Source organism: Curtobacterium sp. MCLR17_039 (assembly GCF_003234745.1).
GTDB classification, from domain to species: domain Bacteria; phylum Actinomycetota; class Actinomycetes; order Actinomycetales; family Microbacteriaceae; genus Curtobacterium; species Curtobacterium flaccumfaciens.
Map to the genome: position 1 here is coordinate 170,968 of NZ_QKTF01000001.1, position 17,435 is coordinate 188,402.

The following is a 17,435-nucleotide window of genomic DNA, read 5'->3' on the forward strand; positions in this document are numbered from 1 at the left end:
CCACCCAGCGCTCGCTAGCATGAGCCAACCACCCATCGACAGGAGTACATCGATGTCCGAAGCCACCCGCACCGTGACCGTCGCCAGCGCATCCGGCCTGCACGCTCGCCCCGCATCCCTCTTCGTCCAGACCGTGACGGCGTCGGGGCACCAGGTCACGATCGCCAAGGGCGACAAGTCCGGGAACGCCGGCAGCATCCTCGCCCTGCTCGGGCTCGGCATCGAGAACGGCGACGAGGTCACCCTCACCGTGTCGGGCGACGACGCCGAGACCACGGCGGACAGCCTGGTCGAGTTCCTCAAGACGGACCACGACGCGGCCTGATCGCGCAGGTCGCGTCCTGCACGCGACCACAGAGCGGACGGGAGGCCCGTGGCTGCGCAGCCACGGGCCTCCCGTCCGTCGTCCGGTCGCCGCTATGGCGCGACGGGCGGGATCGCGCGCAGCTCGCCCCAGGCGAAGGAGCTCTCGGCGATGAAGTCCTGCAGGTCGTCGGCGAGGTCGTGGAGGAGTCCGGGCAGGTCGTCGACGTCCTCGACGAGGCTCCTCGCACCCTGGGCCTCGCCCCCGATCTCCCAGACGACGCTCATCGAGCTGTCGATGAATTCGTCCTCCTCGTGGTCGAGTTCCCAGTCCCCGTGCGGGCTCACCCAGAAGCGGGCGGAGCGGAACTCGTCCGGACGGAGCATCTGCGCTGCCACGGGTCGGAACGCGGCGAGCAGCTCGCCGACGGTCATCACGACGGTCATGGGCAGATCGTACGACCGAGGGCTGTCGGCACCCGCCGATAAGGTGTTCTGCATGACACGCCTGCGCCTCGCATCCGTCAACGTGAACGGCGTCCGCGCCGCCTTCCGCAAGGGCATGGGCGACTGGCTCGCCACCCGCGACGTCGACGTGCTGGCCCTGCAGGAGGTGCGCGCGTCGAGCGACGACCTGGCGGCGCTGCTCGGCGACGAGTGGGACATCGTGCACGACCCGGCGACCGCGAAGGGCCGGGCCGGCGTCGCGATCGCATCTCGACACGGTGCTGGTCACAAGCGTGCCCAGCTCCACCGCGTCGCGCTCGGCCCGGACGACTTCGACTCGGCCGGCCGCTGGCTCGAGGCCGACTACGAGATCGGCGGGACGACCGTCACGGTGGTCTCCACGTACGTGCACTCGGGCGAGGTCGACACCCCCAAGCAGGACGAGAAGTGGAAGTTCCTCGACGCGATGACCGAGCGGCTGCCGGCGCTCCGCGAGCACAACCCGCTCGCGGTCGTCGTCGGTGACCTGAACGTCGGGCACGACGAGCGCGACATCAAGAACTGGAAGGGCAACGTCAAGCGAGCCGGCTTCCTGCCGCGCGAGCGCGCCTACTTCTCGCGGTTCTTCGGCGCCGATGGCGAACCGGTCGAGGGTGCCGACGGCTCCACGGGTCCCGGGCTCGGATGGGTCGACGTGGGCCGCGCCCAGGCCGGCGACGTCGACGGCCCGTTCACGTGGTGGTCGTGGCGCGGGCAGGCGTTCGACAACGACACCGGTTGGCGCATCGACTACCAGATGGCGACGCCCGACCTGGCCGCCAAGGTCACGGAGTACACGGTCGACCGCGCCGCGGCGTACGACCAGCGATGGTCCGACCACGCCCCCGTGGTCGTCGACTACGAACTCTGACCCCTCTTCTCTCGCTTCACCTGACGCACCGGAGCACCACCATGACCAAGACCCGCATCTTCTCGGGCATCCAGCCGTCCGCCGGATCGCTGCACCTCGGCAACTACGTCGGGGCGCTCATGCAGTGGAGGACCCTGCTCGACGACTACGACGCCATCTACTGCGTCGTCGACATGCACGCGATCACCTCGCCCCAGGACCCGACCGAGCTCCGCGCGAACACCCGGGCCACCGCTGCGCAGTACATCGCGTCGGGCATCGACCCGTCCAAGGCGACGCTGTTCGTGCAGTCGCACGTGCCCGCGCACGCCGAACTCGCCTGGGTGCTGAACACCCTGACCGGCTTCGGCGAGGCGAGCCGGATGACCCAGTTCAAGGACAAGTCGGCACGCCAGGGCGCCGAGGCCGCGTCGGTCGGGCTCTTCACCTACCCGATCCTGATGGCCGCGGACATCCTGCTCTACGACACCAGGGTCGTGCCGGTCGGCGACGACCAGCGCCAGCACGTCGAGCTCACGCGCGACCTGGCCGGACGCTTCAACTCGCGGTTCGGTGACACCTTCGTCACGCCCGAGGCACGCATCCTGACCGAGACCGCGCGCATCTACGACCTGCAGGACCCGACCAGCAAGATGAGCAAGTCCGCAGCGTCGGACAACGGTCTCATCCGCCTGCTCGACGACCCGAAGCGCACGGCGAAGAAGATCAAGTCGGCGGTCACCGACGCCGAGCGCGAGATCCGCGCCGACCGCCAGGCCAAGCCCGGTGTGACGAACCTGCTGTCGATCCTGTCGGCGTTCACCGGCACCTCGATCGCCGCGCTCGAGGAATCGTTCGCCGGCAAGGGCTACGGCGACCTGAAGGGCGAGGTCGCCGACGCCGTCGTGGCCGAGCTCGAACCGGTCCGCGCCCGCACACTCGAACTCCTCGACGACCCGGCGGAGCTCGACCGGCTGCTCGCCGTCGGCGCCGACCGCGCCGAATCGATCGCGCAGGAGACCCTGGCCCGCGTCTACGACCGCATCGGGTTCGTCCCGCGGTTGCGCGGCTGACCGTGCTGCCCGTCACGCTCGAGTCGGCGCGGGTCCGGCTCGACCTGCCCACCCGCGCCGACACCGCGGCGATCACCGAGGCCTGCCAGGACCCGGAGATCGTCCGGTGGACGACGGTGCCGACGCCGTACCGCGAGCAGGATGCCCGGACCTTCGTCGACGCCCTGGTCGGACCGGGGCGGGCCTCGGACCGCGAGTACACGTGGGCGATCCGACCGGCCGGTTCGACGTGGCTCGTGGGCATCATCAGCTACCGCACCGCGGGTCGTGACCTCGGGTTCTGGCTCGCACCGTCCGCGCGCGGCGCCGGGCTCATGCACGACGCCGTCCGGCTCGTCGTCGACTGGGCGTTCGAGCAGGGCGCGCCGGACGTCTACTGGGAGTGCTACGAGGGCAACACGGCCTCGGCGGCGGTCGCCCGTGCGGCCGGGTTCTCGTACACCGGCCTCGGCGCAGCCCGGGTTCCGGACCGGGACGGCGGCCCGACCACAGCGTGGACCGCACTGCGACGCGCCGACGGCACACCCGCCTCCGAGCTCCCGTGGCCCAGCGCCTGAACGCGCTCACAACCGTGGTGACGTGTCACCCAACCGCCGCCGGTAGGCTCGGCCCGTGAGCGACACGGCACGACCCACCGAGGTCCGGGCAATGCGCCGCGGGCTCGAACTCGCGGCCCTCGGGCCCGTCGTCGGCGACCACGCCCGCGTCGGCGCCGTGATCCTCTCCCCCGCCGGCGAGGTCCTCGCCGAGGGGTGGCACAAGGGCGCCGGCACCCCGCACGCCGAGGTCGACGCGATGGCCAAGGTCGATCCGGCACTGCTGCGTGGCGCGACGGCGGTCGTCACCCTCGAACCCTGCAACCACGTCGGGCGCACCGGGCCGTGCGCCGTGGCACTGCTCGACGCCGGGATCGCCCGGGTCGTCTACGCGATCGACGACCCCGGAGCCGACGTGCACGGCGGCGCCGACCGACTCCGCGCCGCCGGGGTCCAGGTCGTCTCCGGCGTCCTGGCCGACCAGGCCGAGGCGTTCCTCGAACGGTGGCTGCTCTCGGTCCGGCTCGGCCGACCGTGGGTCACCGTGAAGTGGGCTTCCAGCCTCGACGGGCGCGCCGCCGCTGCCGACGGCACGAGCAAGTGGATCACCGGCGCCGCCGCACGGCAGCACGTCCACGAACAGCGCGCCGCCCACGACGCGATCCTCGTCGGCACCGGCACAGTCCTGGCCGACGACCCGAGCCTGACCGCCCGCGGGGACGCCGGCGAACTCCTCGCCGACCAGCCGCTCGCCGTGGTGCTCGGTGACCGCCCGGTGCCGGCCGACGCCGCGGTCCGTCGGCACCCCCGCGGGCTCGTCACCCTGCCCGGACACGACCTGGCCACCTCGCTCGGTGCCCTGCGCGGGCACGGCGTGCACTCGGTCTTCGTCGAGGGTGGTCCCACGGTCGCCTCGGCGCTCATCGCCGCCGGACTCGTCGACGAGTACCTGGTGTACCTCGCCCCGGTGCTGCTCGGCGGACCCCGTGTCGCCCTCGACGACCTGGGGGTGGGAAGCATCTCCGAGCGTCGGCGGTTGGACGTACTATCGACCACCAGCCTCGGCCCCGACCTGCTGGTCCGAGCCCGACCGCACCGTCCGCAGCACCAGAACCAGCACCGCCAGCAACAGCAGCACGCGACACCCGGGCTCGGGAACGACGGGCCCACGAACGACCGGAGCACCCCATGACCGATGCGCTGACCTCCCCCACGCCGGGGAGCCCGGTCAAGTTCGAGGTGTCGACGAACGTGCCGACCACCCACGGCACCTTCCAGATGCGCGCCTACCGCGACCTCGTGACGAGCGCGGAGCACGTCGCGATCATCGGCACCCTGCCGGACGGCTCGATGCCCACCGACGGGGCACTCGTCCGGGTGCACTCCGAGTGCCTGACCGGTGAAGCCTTCGGGTCGTTGAAGTGCGAGTGCGGCCCCCAGCTCGACGCCGCGCTCGACACGATCGCCGCCGAGGGCGGTGTGGTCATCTACCTGCGCGGGCAGGAGGGCCGCGGCATCGGTCTCATCAACAAGCTCAAGGCCTACCGCCTGCAAGAGGACGGTCTCGACACCCTCGACGCCAACCTCGCGCTCGGCCTGCCCGCCGACTCCCGCGCCTACGGCGGCGCCGCGGGCATCCTCGCCGACCTCGGCATCACCCGCGTCCGGCTGCTGTCCAACAACCCGGAGAAGCGCCGCCAGCTCGAGGAGCACGGCATCACCGTCGACTCGCTCGTGCCGCTCGTCGTCGGCATCTCGGCGCAGAACGCCGGGTACCTGGACACCAAGCGCGACCGGATGGGCCACCAGTTGCCGGAGCACCTCGAAGCCGGGGCCGGCGCGGGCGCCTGAGCGCGCGCCGGTGACGGACGCTGCGGCCAGCTGACTCTGGGCTGATTCGCAGGCAGACGACATCTGTCGTATGATCGGGCTTCCGTCACAAGCGGTCCCCCTCAGCCGAACGCACCCGATCGGTGCCCGCGCCACCCCGCGCGAACCGATCGGTGTCCGCCGTTTCGGATCCTCGTGTTCCCCGTCGGGAGCACGCAGCACGGAAGACCCCGCACTGTCATGACCGCCGCCCCGGCACCCGCAACGCCCACCTCCGCTCCGGCACCCGCCGGCAACCCGCGCTCCCGCGTCGTCATCGCGAGCCTCGTCGGCACGTCGATCGAGTTCTACGACTTCTACGTCTACGCGACCGCCGCGGTGCTCGTCTTCCCGACGCTGTTCTTCCCGAACGAGGACCCGACGGCCTCGCAGCTGTCGTCCTTCGTCACGTTCGCCCTGGCGTTCTTCGCCCGGCCGGTCGGGTCGATCATCTTCGGGCACTTCGGCGACCGGATCGGCCGCAAGACCACCCTCGTCGCATCGCTGCTCGTGATGGGCACCGCCACGTTCCTGATCGGCTGCCTGCCGACGTTCGACACCATCGGGGTCTGGGCCCCGGTCCTGCTCGCCGTGATGCGCTTCGCCCAGGGCGTCGGGCTCGGCGGCGAATGGTCCGGCGCGGCCCTGCTCGCGACCGAGAACGCGCCGAAGGGCAAGCGCGGCGTGTTCGGCTCGATGCCGCAGCTCGGCGCCCCGATCGGCTTCCTGCTCGCGAACGGCCTGTTCATCGCGATCAACGCGGCGATGCCCGCCGGTGCCGACGGCACCCCGAACGCCGACTTCCAGGCGTGGGGCTGGCGCATCCCGTTCCTGCTCTCCGCCGTGCTCGTCATCATCGGCCTCTACGTGCGCTTCAAGCTCGTCGAGTCGCCCGTGTTCCGCGGTGTGCAGGAGTCCGGCACGGTCGCGAAGGTCCCGCTCGGCCGGGTGTTCCGCACCTCGTGGCGGGCCGTCATCGTCGGCACCTTCGGCATGGTCGCCACGTACGTGCTCTTCTACTTCATGACGACGTTCACGCTGTCGTACGGCACGACCGGCGCCGAGGCGAGCGCACTCGTCCCGAAGGTCGGCCTCGGCTACACCCGTGGCGAGTTCCTGACGCTGCTCATGATCGGCGTCGTGTTCTTCGGCATCTTCACCCCGATCGCCGGGCTGCTCGCCGACAGGTTCGGCCGCCGCAAGACCCTCATCCCGACCACGATCGGCATCGCGCTGTTCGGCCTGACGTTCCAGTTCTGGTTCGCGGCGTCGAGTGGGCCGATCACCGTGGTGACGTTCCTCATCGTCGGGCTCTCGCTGATGGGGCTGACCTTCGGTCCGATGGGTGCGCTGCTGCCCGAGCTGTTCCCGACGAACGTCCGGTACACCGGCTCGGCCATCGCGTACAACGTCGCGTCGATCCTCGGTGCGTCACTCGCCCCGACCATCGCGTTGGCACTCTGGAAGCCGGACGGCGACATCTTCCTGGTCGGCCTGTACCTGACGATCGCCGCGGTCGTGACGCTGGTCGCGCTGCTCTTCGTGCGCGAGACGAAGTCGAAGGACATCGCCGACGCCTGATCGGCGACCACCTGACGGACGGGAGGCCCGGTGCCAGCTGGCACCGGGCCTCCCGTCCCTCGTGTGCCCCCCCGCCGCGCAACACGCCGTCGTGTCAGCGGGACGCCGCATGCCCTCCGAGACGCCGCCGGATTCGGCGGCGTCTCGCGCGCGTGGCGGCGTCGAACGAAGACGCCGGCGTCTGCGCACCCGGTGCAGCGCGGCGAAACGCCGTCAACGCAGGTTGACGGATGTCGGTGCGTCAATGTAGGTTGACAGGCATGGACCGACCGACCATCACGAGCCTCGCGGCCGGAGCATCGGGGGACGACCCGTTCTCCGCCCTCGCCAACGTGCGGGAGCTGCGCCGTGAGCTCGACCGGACCGAAGAGCTCGCCGCGCGACGTGCCCGCACCGCCGGCGCCTCGTGGCAGGAGATCGCGACGCTGCTCGGTGTCAGCCGACAGGCAGTGCACAAGAAGTACGGCAGAAACTAGGAACACGATGAGCTTCCCCTTCGCACGCCCGAAGACCTCCGACGGCCCCCGCGCCACGTTCGGTCGCCTGCTGTCCTACCTGTTCGAGAACAAGCCCGCGATGGTCGTGATCATCGTGCTGAGCGTCCTCGGTGCGGGGGCCTCGCTCGCGCAGCCGCTCCTGGTCAACCAGGTCATCACCGCGGTGCAGCAGGGCAACACCCTCAGCACGCTCGTGTGGCTGCTGGTCGGGCTCGTCATCGTCGCGGGGGTGCTGAACGGTGTGCAGCACTTCCTGCTGCAGCGCGCGGGCGAGGGCGTCGTGCTCTCCACCCGCCGCAAGCTCATCGCCCGCATCCTCAACCTGCCGATCTCGGAGTTCGACGCCCGCCGGACCGGCGACCTGGTGTCCCGCGTCGGCAGCGACACCACGCTCCTGCGGGCCGTCCTGACCCAGGGACTGATCGAGTCGATCGGCGGCGCGCTCACGTTCGTCGGTGCCATCGTCGCGATGGCGATCATCGACCCGCTGCTGCTCGGCATCGTGATCGTCATCGTCCTGATCGCCATCGTCGTCGTCGGCGGGCTGAGCCGTCGCATCCGGGTCGCCTCGAAGCGTGCGCAGGAGAAGGTCGGCGACCTCACCGCGGCCGTCGAACGCGGGATCGGCGCGGTCCGCACCATCCGAGCGGCCGGCGCCACCGAGCGCGAGGTGCGCGAGGTCGACGGCCACGCGACCGAGGCCTACAAGCGGGGCCTCGACATCGCCAAGATGTCCGCCTTCGTCGTGCCCGTCGCCAGCATCGTCATGCAGGTCGCGTTCATCGCCGTCCTGGGCGTCGGCGGGGCACAGGTCGCCGCCGGCACCATCACCATCGCGACGCTCATCACGTTCATCCTGCTGCTCTTCATGATGATCATGCCGCTCGGCCAGGCGATGGGCGCGGCCGTGGCCGTCGCCCAGGCGCTCGGCGCGCTCGGTCGGATCGAGGAGATCCTGCACCTGCCGACCGAGTCCCAGGACGACGAGTCGGTCCGACCCGCCGCAGCGGTCCCCACCGACGACGCCATCGCGTTCGAGCACGTGTCGTTCCGGTACCGCGCCCAGGCGGACGCCTCGGGTGCCGACGGCGCGGTCGCGTCCGACCCCGCGGACCGTCCAGGAGGCCCGGATCACGTCGACGACGAGCGCCCGGCCGACGACGTGGTGCTCCACGACGTGTCGTTCCGGGTGCCCCGCGGCTCGCGCGTCGCACTCGTGGGCCCGTCCGGTGCCGGCAAGTCGACGACCCTGGCGCTCATCGAGCGGTTCTACGACCCCACCGACGGGGTCATCCGCCTGGGTGGCATCGACGTGCGCGGCATGGATCGCGACGAGCTCCGAGCCCAGATCGGCTACGTCGAGCAGGACGCCCCCGTGCTCGCCGGCACGATCCGCGCCAACCTGCTGCTCGGGTCGCCGAACGCCACCGAGGACGACTGCGTCCGGGTGCTCGAGGCGGTCAACCTCGGCGAGGTCCTGCACCGCGATCCCCGCGGTCTCGACGCGCAGGTCGGTGAGGACGGCGTGATGCTCTCCGGTGGGGAACGGCAGCGCCTGGCCATCGCCCGCGCGCTGCTCGCCGCTCCCCCGATCCTGCTGCTCGACGAGTCGACGTCGTCACTCGACGGGGTCAACGAGCAGAAGATGCGGCTCGCGATCGACGCCGTCGCCGAGGACCGCACCCTGCTCGTGATCGCCCACCGGTTGTCGACGGTGGTCGACTCCGACGTGATCGTCGTGCTCGAGCACGGCCGCGTCGTCGGCAGCGGCACGCACTCCGAGCTCGTGGAGTCGACGCCGCTCTACCGCGACCTGGCGAAGCACCAGCTGCTCGTGTGAGTTCGGGGACGGCCGCGAGCACCGCGGCCGTACCGTCGACTCGGACTCAGGCGGCGAACGGGTCCGGCGTCAGCACGTAGACGGTCTCGAGGTACTCCTCGATGCCCTCGTGCGATCCCTCGCGGCCCAGGCCCGAGGACTTCACGCCGCCGAACGGGAACGCCGCATTGGACACGACGCCCGTGTTCAGCCCGAGCATGCCCGTCTCCAGGCGTTCGGCGAGCCGCTGGCCGCGCCGGAAGTCGGTCGTGAAGGCGTAGGCGATGAGTCCGTACTCGGTGTCGTTCGCGAGCCGGATCCCCTCGTCCTCGGTGCTGAAGCGCGTCACCGAGGCGACCGGTCCGAAGATCTCCGTCGTCATGATCTCCGAGCCGGGCTGCACGTCGTCGATCACGGTCGCCTCGTAGAAGGTGCCCGGGCGGTCGATCCGGTGGCCGCCGGTGACGAGCCGGGCACCGCGGCCGACGGCGTCGTCGACGAGCGACGCGGCCTTGTCCACGGCCCGGTCGTCGATGAGCGGTCCGAGCGTCGTGCCGTCCTCGGTCCCCCGGCCGACGCGCAGGGCGTCCACCTTCGCGGTGAGGGCGGCGACGAACGCGTCGGCGATGCCGTCCTGCACGAAGAACCGGTTCGCAGCGGTGCAGGCCTCGCCCGTGTTGCGGAACTTCGCGAGCATCGCCGCGTCCACCGCCTCGTCGAGGTCCGCGTCGTCGAACACGAGCAGCGGGGCGTTGCCGCCGAGCTCCATGCTCGTCTTGAGCACGTTGTCCGCCGCCTGCTTGAGGAGCGCCGAACCGACGGGGGTCGAACCGGTGAACGTCAGCTTGCGCAGGCGCGGGTCGGCGATGATCGGCTCCGACAGCCCCTTGGCGTCACTCGACGGGATCACGTTGAGCACACCGTCCGGCAGCCCGGCACGGCGGAACAGCTCGACCAGGAACAGGGTCGTCAGCGGGGTGAGGTCGGCCGGCTTCGCGACCACCGTGCAACCAGCGGCCAGGGCCGGTCCGATCTTCCGGGTCGCCATCGCGAGCGGGAAGTTCCACGGCGTGATCGCGTAGACGGGGCCGACCGGACGCTTCAGCACGATCGCGCGGCCGGTGCCCTCGGGGTTCGTGCGGTAGTCGCCGGTGATGCGGACCGCTTCCTCCGAGAACCACCGCAGGAACTCGCCGCCGTAGACGACCTCGCCGCGGGCCTCGGCCAGCGGCTTGCCCATCTCGAGCGACATCAGGGCCGCGAGGTCGTCGGCGTGCTCGTGCACCAGGTCGAAGGCCCGGCGCAGGATGTCCGACCGTGTGCGCGGGGCCGTTGCTGCCCAGGACTCCTGCGCGGCGGCCGCGGCGTCGAGGGCGGCGATGCCGTCCTCGGGGGTGGCGTCCGCGACCTCGGCCAGGACGGCACCGGTCGACGGGTCGTGCACGGCGAACGTGGACCCGCTCGACGAGGCACGCCACGTGCCGCCGATGAAGAGTCCGGTGGGGACGCCCTCGACGCGGACGTGCTCGTCGGCGACGGTGGTGGTGGTGGTTTCGTTCGTGGTGGTGTCGGTCACAGTCGTGCTCCTCCTGGGTTTGCGAGGCCCTCGTCCATGTCGCTGCGGTCGACGTGTCCGCCGGCCGCCCGGATCTCGTCGAGCGCCCGGGCGCTGCGCTCGGCGTCGACGCCGGCCACCAGGTCCTCGTACACGGCGACGTCGAGGCCCGCGGCACGGGCGTCGAGTGCCGAGGCCCGGACGCAGTGGTCGGTCGCGATGCCGACGACGTCGATCGTGTGCACGCGGCGCTCGGCGAGCACGTCGGCCAGCGGGACGCCCGCTTCGGTCACGGCCTGGAACGCCGAGTAGTCCGGCGTGCCCTGGCCCTTGAGGACGTCGACGTCGATCAGGGCGGTGTCGAGATCGGGGTGGTAGTCGGCGCCGGGCGTCCCGGCGACGCAGTGCACCGGCCACGTGTCGACGAAGTCGGGTCCTTCGGGTCCGGCGAAGTGTCCGCCGTTGTCGTCGTCCCCGTGGTGCCAGTCGCGGGACGCCACGATGAGGTCGTACTCGTCCCCGTGCCGACCGAGGAACGCGGTGATGCGCTTCGCGAGCGCCGCTCCCCCGGTGACCGCGAGCGCACCGCCCTCGGTGAAGTCGTTCTGGACGTCCACGACGAGCAGTGCTCTTGCCATGGGTCCATCCAACACCCGTCGGCTCAGGAGCCGGTGAGCTTGCTCCCGCACGAGTAGGTCGCGGCGGTCACCGCGTCGAGTGCCGGCAGTGCCGCCGCACGCGGCGAACCGATGGCGTAGAAGGCGAAGGTCAACCGGGACCCGTCGGCGGCGTCGATGTAGCCGCCGAGCGTGTTCGCGCTGTCGATCCAGCCCGTCTTCGCGTGCACCTTGCCACGGGCGACCGCGTTCGCGCCGGTGAACCGGCTGGCGAGGGTACCGGACTGCCCGGACACCGGCAGGGCGTTCGCGAGCGTCCCGAGGCCCTTCGCTCCGGAGGCGACCTGCACCATCAGGTGGGCGACGAACTCCGGTGACACGGCGTTCGAGGCGCTCTCGCCCGAGCCGTCCTTGATCACGATGCCGGCCGGGTCGAGGCCGTAGGAGCGCAGCGCCGACTGGTACACGGACGACAGGGACGCCGCCGAGCCGTTCGACCCGGACTCCTTCGAGGACACCCGGGCGAGCATCTCGGCCAGGGTGTTGTCCGAGTTCGGGATCATCTGCCCGATGAGCGTCGACACCGGCTGCGAGGAGACCGTGGCGATCGTCTCGGTGCCCGTCGTCGCCCGCTTGACGATCTGCGCGGAACCGGCGCCCGCGACTCCTGCGTTCGCCAGTGCCGTGCGGAAGGCGACGCCCGCCCGCCCGACGGGGTCCTCCGACCGCGGTGACGTCGCCGCTGCGGGGTTCGCTCGGTCGCCGTCGACCATCAGCGCGGTGACCTCCGGCTGGTACCCGATGGTGCGCTCGGAGACCGGCCACGTGGGGTCCCAGGCGTCGGCATCGCTCCAGTAGGAGTCGTCGGTGACGATCGTGGTGACCGGGGCGGCACCCACCTTCGCCTTCACCTGCTGCGCCAGCTGGGCGAGGGTCGGGGCGCCCGGGTACACGGTGCCGCCGCCGGCGGACAGCGTCGCGTCACCGTGCCCGACCAGGGCGACGGTGTTCGCGGACTCCCGTGTGACGGTCGTCGGGATGCGGTGGTCACCCCCGAGCACGGAGAGCGCGGTCGCCGACGTCAGGGTCTTCATGACACTGCCCGTCTGGGCGGCCCGCTCGCCGTGCTTCGAGAACAGCACCTTGCCCGTCTCGGCGTCCATCACGTACCCCTCGAAGTCGCCGAGGCCGCTCGCCGACGCAGCCGTCGCGATCGAGCAGGTCCGGAGGGCGGACGGGCCGGCGAGGTCGTTCGGCACCGCGCGGGCGTCGGCGGTCGGCGTCGGGGACGGCTTCGCCGTCGGGCGCTTCGTGGTGGTCGTCCGGTCCGGAGCCGAGGACGCGGTCCGGGTCGAGCTCGGCGCGGCAGCAGTCCGGGAGTCAGGGGTCGTGGCCGCTGCGACGGCGACGGCCCCACCGGAGCCGACCACGAGCAGCGCCGCGAGACCACCCGCGATCCAGGGGACCGGGCGTCGTGCGGCGGAGGCGCGCGCCGCGGTGACGGCGGCGCGGAACCGCTCCGGGACGGAACGCGGGGTGGGCTGCTGCTCGGACATCGTGACCGATCCTACGGAACTGCGGCAGGAGCCTCCAGGCCGGGGGCGGGATCCGTCGAGGACGGGTGCCGGATCAGGGAGCCGTGCCGGGACCGTCGGCGGGGTACCGGACCCCGACCTGGCGACGTGCCTCGTCCAGCACCGGCATGATCGCGACGGTCTCGTCCGGGTCCATCGGGCCGCCGTCGTGGCGGCCCGACGTGATCATCGTCTCGAAGGCGCGTGCCTCGTGCTCGTAGCCGGCGAGCTCCTCGCGACCGTCGAACTCCTCGACCACGGCGCCGTCGCGGTCGCGGATCCGCCAGGTGGTCGGCGTGTACCAGGTGGAGTCGAGGTCGATGCGGCCGGTCTCGCCGATGATCGACGCCGTGTTCGGGCTCCGCAGGTCCATCCCGAAGTGGATCATTGACTGCGCGCCGCCCGGGTGCGTCATCACCAGGCCCATCTGCTCGTCGACGCCCTGCTCGCTCAGCGTGCCCGCTGCGACGAGCGCGGTCGGCACGCCGAGCACGTCCACCGCGAAGGACACCGGGTAGATCCCGAGGTCGAGCATCGCTCCCCCACCGAGTGCCGGGTCGCGCAGCCGGTGACCCGGGTCCGTCGGGAGGGCCTGGTGGTGTGTCGCCTCGACCACCATCGGGCGACCGATCCGACCCTCGGCGACGATCTCGCGGATCATCGCCATCTGCGGCAGGAAGCGGGTCCACATCGCCTCCATCACCGCGACGCCCGCGTGCCGAGCTGCGTCGACGACCGTACGGGCCTCCTCCGCGGTCATCGTGAAGGCCTTCTCGACCAGGACGTGCTTGCCCGCCCGGATCGCGAGCAGGGCGTCCTCGGCGTGCCGGACGTGCGGGGTCGCGACGTAGACCGCGTCGATGCGCTCGTCCGCCACCAGGTCCTCGTAGGAACCGTGGGACCGCTCGATGCCGAACTCCGCGGCGAAGGCCTCGGCGTGTTCGCGGGTGCGGCTGCCCACGGCGGTGAACACGATGCCGGCCGCGGTGCAGTCGCCCACGAAGGACCGTGCGATGCCGCCTGTGCCGATGACTCCCCAGCGAACCGTCATGGGTCCTGTCTACCAGCGCGAGGTGGGCCGCGGCGGCGCTGTCAGCGGCGGTGGCCGCCTCGGGTCGTCAGCGGCGGTGGCCGCCTCGGGTCGTCAGCGGCGGTGTTTGCCGAGCGCCGCGTCCGGGGCGGCCATCGGGTGGTTCCGGAACCAGCGCAGGAGCTCACGGGCACGGCTCGTGTCGGCGCTCGCGTCGCCCTCGGCGAGGAACGAGTCGAAGCCGTCGGGCAGGTCGGCGTCCGGTTCGCGGTGGAACGCCATCTTCCACTCGCCGAAGCGCCGGGTGTGGATGCGCTCCTCGACCAGCAGGCCGACGTCGGTGTGCCGCGGGTCGTCGATGATGCGCTGGTACGTCTCGAGCACGGCCGCCTCAGGGCCCTCGAGCAGCTGCATGAACCGGCCGTCCTTGTAGACGAGCAGACCGGACAGGCCGGACGCGGTGTTGCGGACCCGTGCGTGCTCGAGCAGCGCGTCGAGCCGCTCCTGGTCGAACACCTCGTTCGCCGCGCTCATGTAGACCAGGGACAGCAGCATGACGACCTCTCGGTGACGACGGAACGTGTTCCCTCTCATCGTGGACCGCACCGAGCCCGTCGGGCAGCCCCAGAACGGGGATCGTTCCCGTCCGCGCGCCCGCGTCGAGGTTCGGGTCATCGACGCGAGCACACGGGTGTCGGGTCGTACGACCGGACTGATTCGGAGCCCCCGTCCGGGGGGATTGGTCACTCACCTGTCGTAGGTGCGGACCCAGTCGATCTGGACGTGCCCCGGGTCGCCCCAGTTGCCGGTCTGGAACATGTAGCGGTGCGGAGTGGTGGGGACGTTGCGCGGCACCGTGAACACGAGCTTGCCGTCGAGGTAGTACCGGACGCTCTTGCCCGGCACCCACTCGGTCGTGTAGGTGTGCCACTCGTTCCAGGACACCCGGGTGTTGTAGTGCTCGAAGCGGCGCTCCAGCCCGGGCAGCATCGAGTGGTGGAAGACACGGGGCGACCCGTCGAACTGTCCCTCCGGGTAGCTCAACTCGCCGTCGGCCCAGGCGTTCGACGTCGGCCACAGCATGACCGCGATCCCGTTGCCGTCTCCGCCGGTCGCCCGCGCTCGGATGCTGAAGGTGCCGCCGACGTGTGACCACGCGCCGGTGGGTGTGCCGAACGTTCCGGCAGCACCGTGCTCACCGTCCATCGCGACGTCCAGGTAGCCGTCGTGGGCGCTGACGACCTCGTTCGAGTAGTACTTGCCGCCGGTGCCGTCGGGGTACGGCTGCCACGAGTTCCGGTACGTCTCGGCGAAGGGGCCGCCGGCTGCGGCGGGGGTGTCGAAGTCCTCGGAGAAGGTCGGCTCGCGGTCCGCCAGGTACGCGGGGCCGGTCGCGGACGCCGTCGGGGTCGCGGACGAACCGGTGCTCGGCGACGAGGTCGACGCGGACGTCGCGACGGACTCGGGCACGGCTGCCGCGGTCACCGCGAGGGCTCCGGCGGTGGCGGCGACCACGACGATGACCAGGACACGCTTCAGCACTGCGTCATCGCCGGTGGAGCGCTGGGCTGGTGGTCGGTCATCGTGTCCCCCGTATCGCGGACAAGGCTAGCCCGCGATCACGCCCGACGTCTGCCCCTCGGGCGAGGGACACGGATTCGTCCGGAATACGAAAACCCCGGTCAGAGCCACTTCGAGTGGACCTGACCGGGGTGTTCACGGAGCCGCCTGTCGGAATCGAACCGACGACCTATTCATTACGAGTGAATCGCTCTACCGACTGAGCTAAGGCGGCGCACACTCCATGTCCGGAGTGGCACGAGCAATGACTATACAGGTTCAGACGAGTGAACGCGAAACCAGCACGCCGAGCTCGGCGAAGGACCGTTCGAGCTCGTCGACCAGGTGTGTCCCGGCTTCGGAACCCGACCACTCCCACCATGCGTGGCGCAGGGCGGCGAGGGCGACGATGGCCGCGAGACCGGCGCGGCGACGAAGCGCCTCAGGGTCCGCGGCGAGCTCCGGGTCGGCGTCTTCGAGCCGCCGTGCGACGGCCGCCTGCAGCTCCGCCTGGAACTCCTTCATGGACGCCATCCGACGGCTGAACAGCTCCGGGTTCGCGCGGAGGACCTGCTGACGCTCCTCGATGAGCCCGCGCTCCTCGATCAGTTCGCGCGTGGAGTGCACGAGGAGCGTGCCGATGTCCGCGAGCAGGTCACCGCTCGGACCACCGTCGACGAACGCCTGCAACGCCGCGTCGTCGGGTAGCTGCGGGTCGTCCCCGAGGATCGCCTGTTCCTTGCTCGGGAAGTAGTTGAAGAACGTCCGCGGCGAGACGTCGGCTCGCCGGGAGATCTCGTCCACCGTGACCGCGCCGAGGCCGTCCTCGAGGGCGATCCGGAGCGCAGCCTGCTGGATGGCGCGCCGGGTGGCGCGGCGCTTCCGTTCGCGCAGGCCGGGTTCAGCGTCGGGCATGCCGTGATTGTCGCACGCCGTGCCTCAGCGGCGGGCGCGGGCGATGGTGACGAGCAGTGCTTCGAGCGCCAGGAGTGCCGCCACGTTGGCCGCGATGCGCTGGCGCGCCAGGGCGACGGCGTCGAGGACCTCGAGCGCGGCAGCGGGCGGTGTCGTCGGCAGCGCGTGCTCGAGCTGGTCTCGCATGGCCAGGTTGACCGGTTCCGCCGGGGCTCCGAGCCCCAGCAGGAGCAGGTCGCGGTACAGCGAGGAGACGTCCACCAGGATCCGGTCGAGGCCGTCGCGCAGGCTGCGGGTCGCACGGCGTTTCTGATCGTCCTCGAGGGCGCGGAGCTGTGACCGGAGCGCCGGCGGGATCGTCCCGCCGGGTTCGACCCCGAGCGAGCGCAGGGCCGCGTCGCGCTCTTCGGAGTCGCGCTGCTCGGTGATGGACTTGGCGTCTTCGTCGGCGACGGCGAGGAGCTCGGCGGCCGCCATGACGGCGTCACCCACGCTCCGCACACCGAGCACGGTCGTCAGGGTGCGGCGTCGGCGGTCACGTGCGGGCTCGCTCGTGGCCAGGCGCTGCGCCATGCCGATGTGGCTCTGCGCCTGACGAGCAGCATCCATCGCGAGGGCGCGGTCGACACCGGTCCGGGCGACGAGCAGGTCGGCGACGGACTCGATGCCGGGCACGCGCAGACGGACCGAGCGGACGCGCGACCGGATCGTCGGCAACAGGTCGGCTTCACTCGGGGCGCAGAGGATCCAGACCGTGCGCTCCGGGGGTTCCTCGAGCGCCTTGAGCAGCAGGTTCGAGGTGCGCTCGGTCATGCGGTCGGCATCCTCGATGATGACGACGCGGTAGCGCCCGACCGACGGCGAGTAGTACGACGAGGTGACGAGCTGCCGGATCTCGTCGATCGTGATGATCACGCGCTGGGTGGTGAGCACCGAGACGTCGGGGTGGGTCTTCGCGGTGATCTGCCGCAGGGTGTGGTCGTCGTCGGGGCCGTTGCCCACGAGCGCCGCGGCGAAGGCGGTCGCCACGTTCGACCGACCCGACCCGGGCGGGCCGGTGATGAGCCACGAGTGCGTCATGCCACCGGTGCCGTCGGTCGACTCGGCCGCGTTGCGCAGCGACGCGACCGCTTCTTCCTGCCCGGTCAGGCCGTCCCACACGCTCACGGG

The 17,435-nt window shown here is 71.2% G+C and carries 17 protein-coding genes, 1 tRNA gene and 1 pseudogene; 9 read left to right on the forward strand and 10 right to left on the reverse strand.

The features are described from left to right. Positions 1–52 precede the first annotated feature (52 nt). A complete protein-coding gene (locus tag DEJ00_RS00770; RefSeq protein WP_022905912.1) occupies positions 53–325 on the forward strand; it encodes an HPr family phosphocarrier protein in 273 nt (90 codons plus the stop codon). Between the two features lie 92 nt (positions 326–417). On the opposite strand, the gene DEJ00_RS00775 is transcribed toward DEJ00_RS00770, so the two are convergent. Continuing rightward, entirely contained in the window at positions 418–750 is a 333-nt protein-coding gene (locus DEJ00_RS00775; RefSeq protein ID WP_111056135.1) for a hypothetical protein, read from the reverse strand. Between the two features lie 52 nt (positions 751–802). Between DEJ00_RS00775 and DEJ00_RS00780 the strand changes: the two genes are divergently transcribed. From DEJ00_RS00780 to DEJ00_RS00815, 8 genes and pseudogenes are all read left to right on the forward strand, one after another. Then, positions 803–1,660: an exodeoxyribonuclease III gene (locus DEJ00_RS00780; RefSeq protein ID WP_111056136.1), complete on the forward strand. Its 858-nt coding sequence runs from the start codon at positions 803–805 to the stop codon at positions 1,658–1,660. A 41-nt stretch (positions 1,661–1,701) separates the two neighbouring features. Next, positions 1,702–2,712 carry a tryptophan--tRNA ligase gene (trpS, locus tag DEJ00_RS00785; RefSeq protein WP_111056137.1) on the forward strand — a complete coding sequence of 337 codons (1,011 nt, stop codon included), beginning with the start codon at positions 1,702–1,704 and terminating at the stop codon, positions 2,710–2,712. A 2-nt stretch (positions 2,713–2,714) separates the two neighbouring features. Beyond that, positions 2,715–3,269, forward strand: a complete 555-nt coding sequence (locus DEJ00_RS00790) for a GNAT family N-acetyltransferase (RefSeq protein WP_181440049.1) — start codon at positions 2,715–2,717, stop codon at positions 3,267–3,269. Positions 3,270–3,324: 55 nt separating this feature from the next. Further along, positions 3,325–4,440 carry a bifunctional diaminohydroxyphosphoribosylaminopyrimidine deaminase/5-amino-6-(5-phosphoribosylamino)uracil reductase RibD gene (ribD, locus tag DEJ00_RS00795; RefSeq protein WP_071244344.1) on the forward strand — a complete coding sequence of 372 codons (1,116 nt, stop codon included), beginning with the start codon at positions 3,325–3,327 and terminating at the stop codon, positions 4,438–4,440. 29 nt (positions 4,441–4,469) lie between these two features. After that, positions 4,470–5,099 (forward strand): annotated as a pseudogene (gene ribA, locus DEJ00_RS00800) (GTP cyclohydrolase II); the annotation flags it as partial. 219 nt (positions 5,100–5,318) lie between these two features. Further along, the gene (locus DEJ00_RS00805; RefSeq protein WP_071244347.1) at positions 5,319–6,698 is read left to right on the forward strand and encodes an MFS transporter; all 1,380 of its coding nucleotides are present in this window, start codon (positions 5,319–5,321) and stop codon (positions 6,696–6,698) included. Between the two features lie 260 nt (positions 6,699–6,958). Next, complete coding sequence (locus tag DEJ00_RS00810) at positions 6,959–7,174, forward strand: hypothetical protein (RefSeq protein ID WP_027466417.1); 216 nt, start codon at positions 6,959–6,961, stop codon at positions 7,172–7,174. 7 nt (positions 7,175–7,181) lie between these two features. Beyond that, positions 7,182–9,035, forward strand: a complete 1,854-nt coding sequence (locus tag DEJ00_RS00815; RefSeq protein WP_111056139.1) for an ABC transporter ATP-binding protein — start codon at positions 7,182–7,184, stop codon at positions 9,033–9,035. 46 nt (positions 9,036–9,081) lie between these two features. Here the strand turns inward: DEJ00_RS00815 and DEJ00_RS00820 are convergent, their stop codons facing one another. From DEJ00_RS00820 to DEJ00_RS00860, 9 genes are all read right to left on the reverse strand, one after another. Beyond that, the gene (locus tag DEJ00_RS00820) at positions 9,082–10,590 is read right to left on the reverse strand and encodes an NAD-dependent succinate-semialdehyde dehydrogenase (RefSeq protein ID WP_111056140.1); all 1,509 of its coding nucleotides are present in this window, start codon (positions 10,588–10,590) and stop codon (positions 9,082–9,084) included. After that, positions 10,587–11,207, reverse strand: a complete 621-nt coding sequence (locus DEJ00_RS00825) for an isochorismatase family protein (RefSeq protein ID WP_173034561.1) — start codon at positions 11,205–11,207, stop codon at positions 10,587–10,589. Before DEJ00_RS00825 ends, DEJ00_RS00820 begins: the two co-directional genes overlap by 4 nt. A gap of 23 nt (positions 11,208–11,230) precedes the next feature. After that, on the reverse strand, positions 11,231–12,742 hold the full coding sequence (dacB, locus tag DEJ00_RS00830; RefSeq protein WP_111056142.1) for a D-alanyl-D-alanine carboxypeptidase/D-alanyl-D-alanine-endopeptidase: 1,512 nt from the start codon (positions 12,740–12,742) through the stop codon (positions 11,231–11,233). Between the two features lie 73 nt (positions 12,743–12,815). Further along, complete coding sequence (locus DEJ00_RS00835) at positions 12,816–13,811, reverse strand: Gfo/Idh/MocA family protein (protein ID WP_111056143.1); 996 nt, start codon at positions 13,809–13,811, stop codon at positions 12,816–12,818. 93 nt (positions 13,812–13,904) lie between these two features. Then, a complete protein-coding gene (locus DEJ00_RS00840) occupies positions 13,905–14,345 on the reverse strand; it encodes a BLUF domain-containing protein (RefSeq protein ID WP_051596899.1) in 441 nt (146 codons plus the stop codon). A 192-nt stretch (positions 14,346–14,537) separates the two neighbouring features. Then, complete coding sequence (locus DEJ00_RS00845) at positions 14,538–15,332, reverse strand: glycoside hydrolase family 16 protein (protein WP_027466412.1); 795 nt, start codon at positions 15,330–15,332, stop codon at positions 14,538–14,540. Between the two features lie 180 nt (positions 15,333–15,512). Then, positions 15,513–15,585: transfer RNA gene (locus DEJ00_RS00850), tRNA-Thr, on the reverse strand. A gap of 44 nt (positions 15,586–15,629) precedes the next feature. Further along, complete coding sequence (locus DEJ00_RS00855) at positions 15,630–16,265, reverse strand: TetR/AcrR family transcriptional regulator (RefSeq protein ID WP_035808852.1); 636 nt, start codon at positions 16,263–16,265, stop codon at positions 15,630–15,632. A gap of 24 nt (positions 16,266–16,289) precedes the next feature. Continuing rightward, a complete protein-coding gene (locus DEJ00_RS00860) occupies positions 16,290–17,432 on the reverse strand; it encodes a DNA polymerase III subunit delta' (RefSeq protein WP_027466411.1) in 1,143 nt (380 codons plus the stop codon). Positions 17,433–17,435 lie beyond the last annotated feature (3 nt).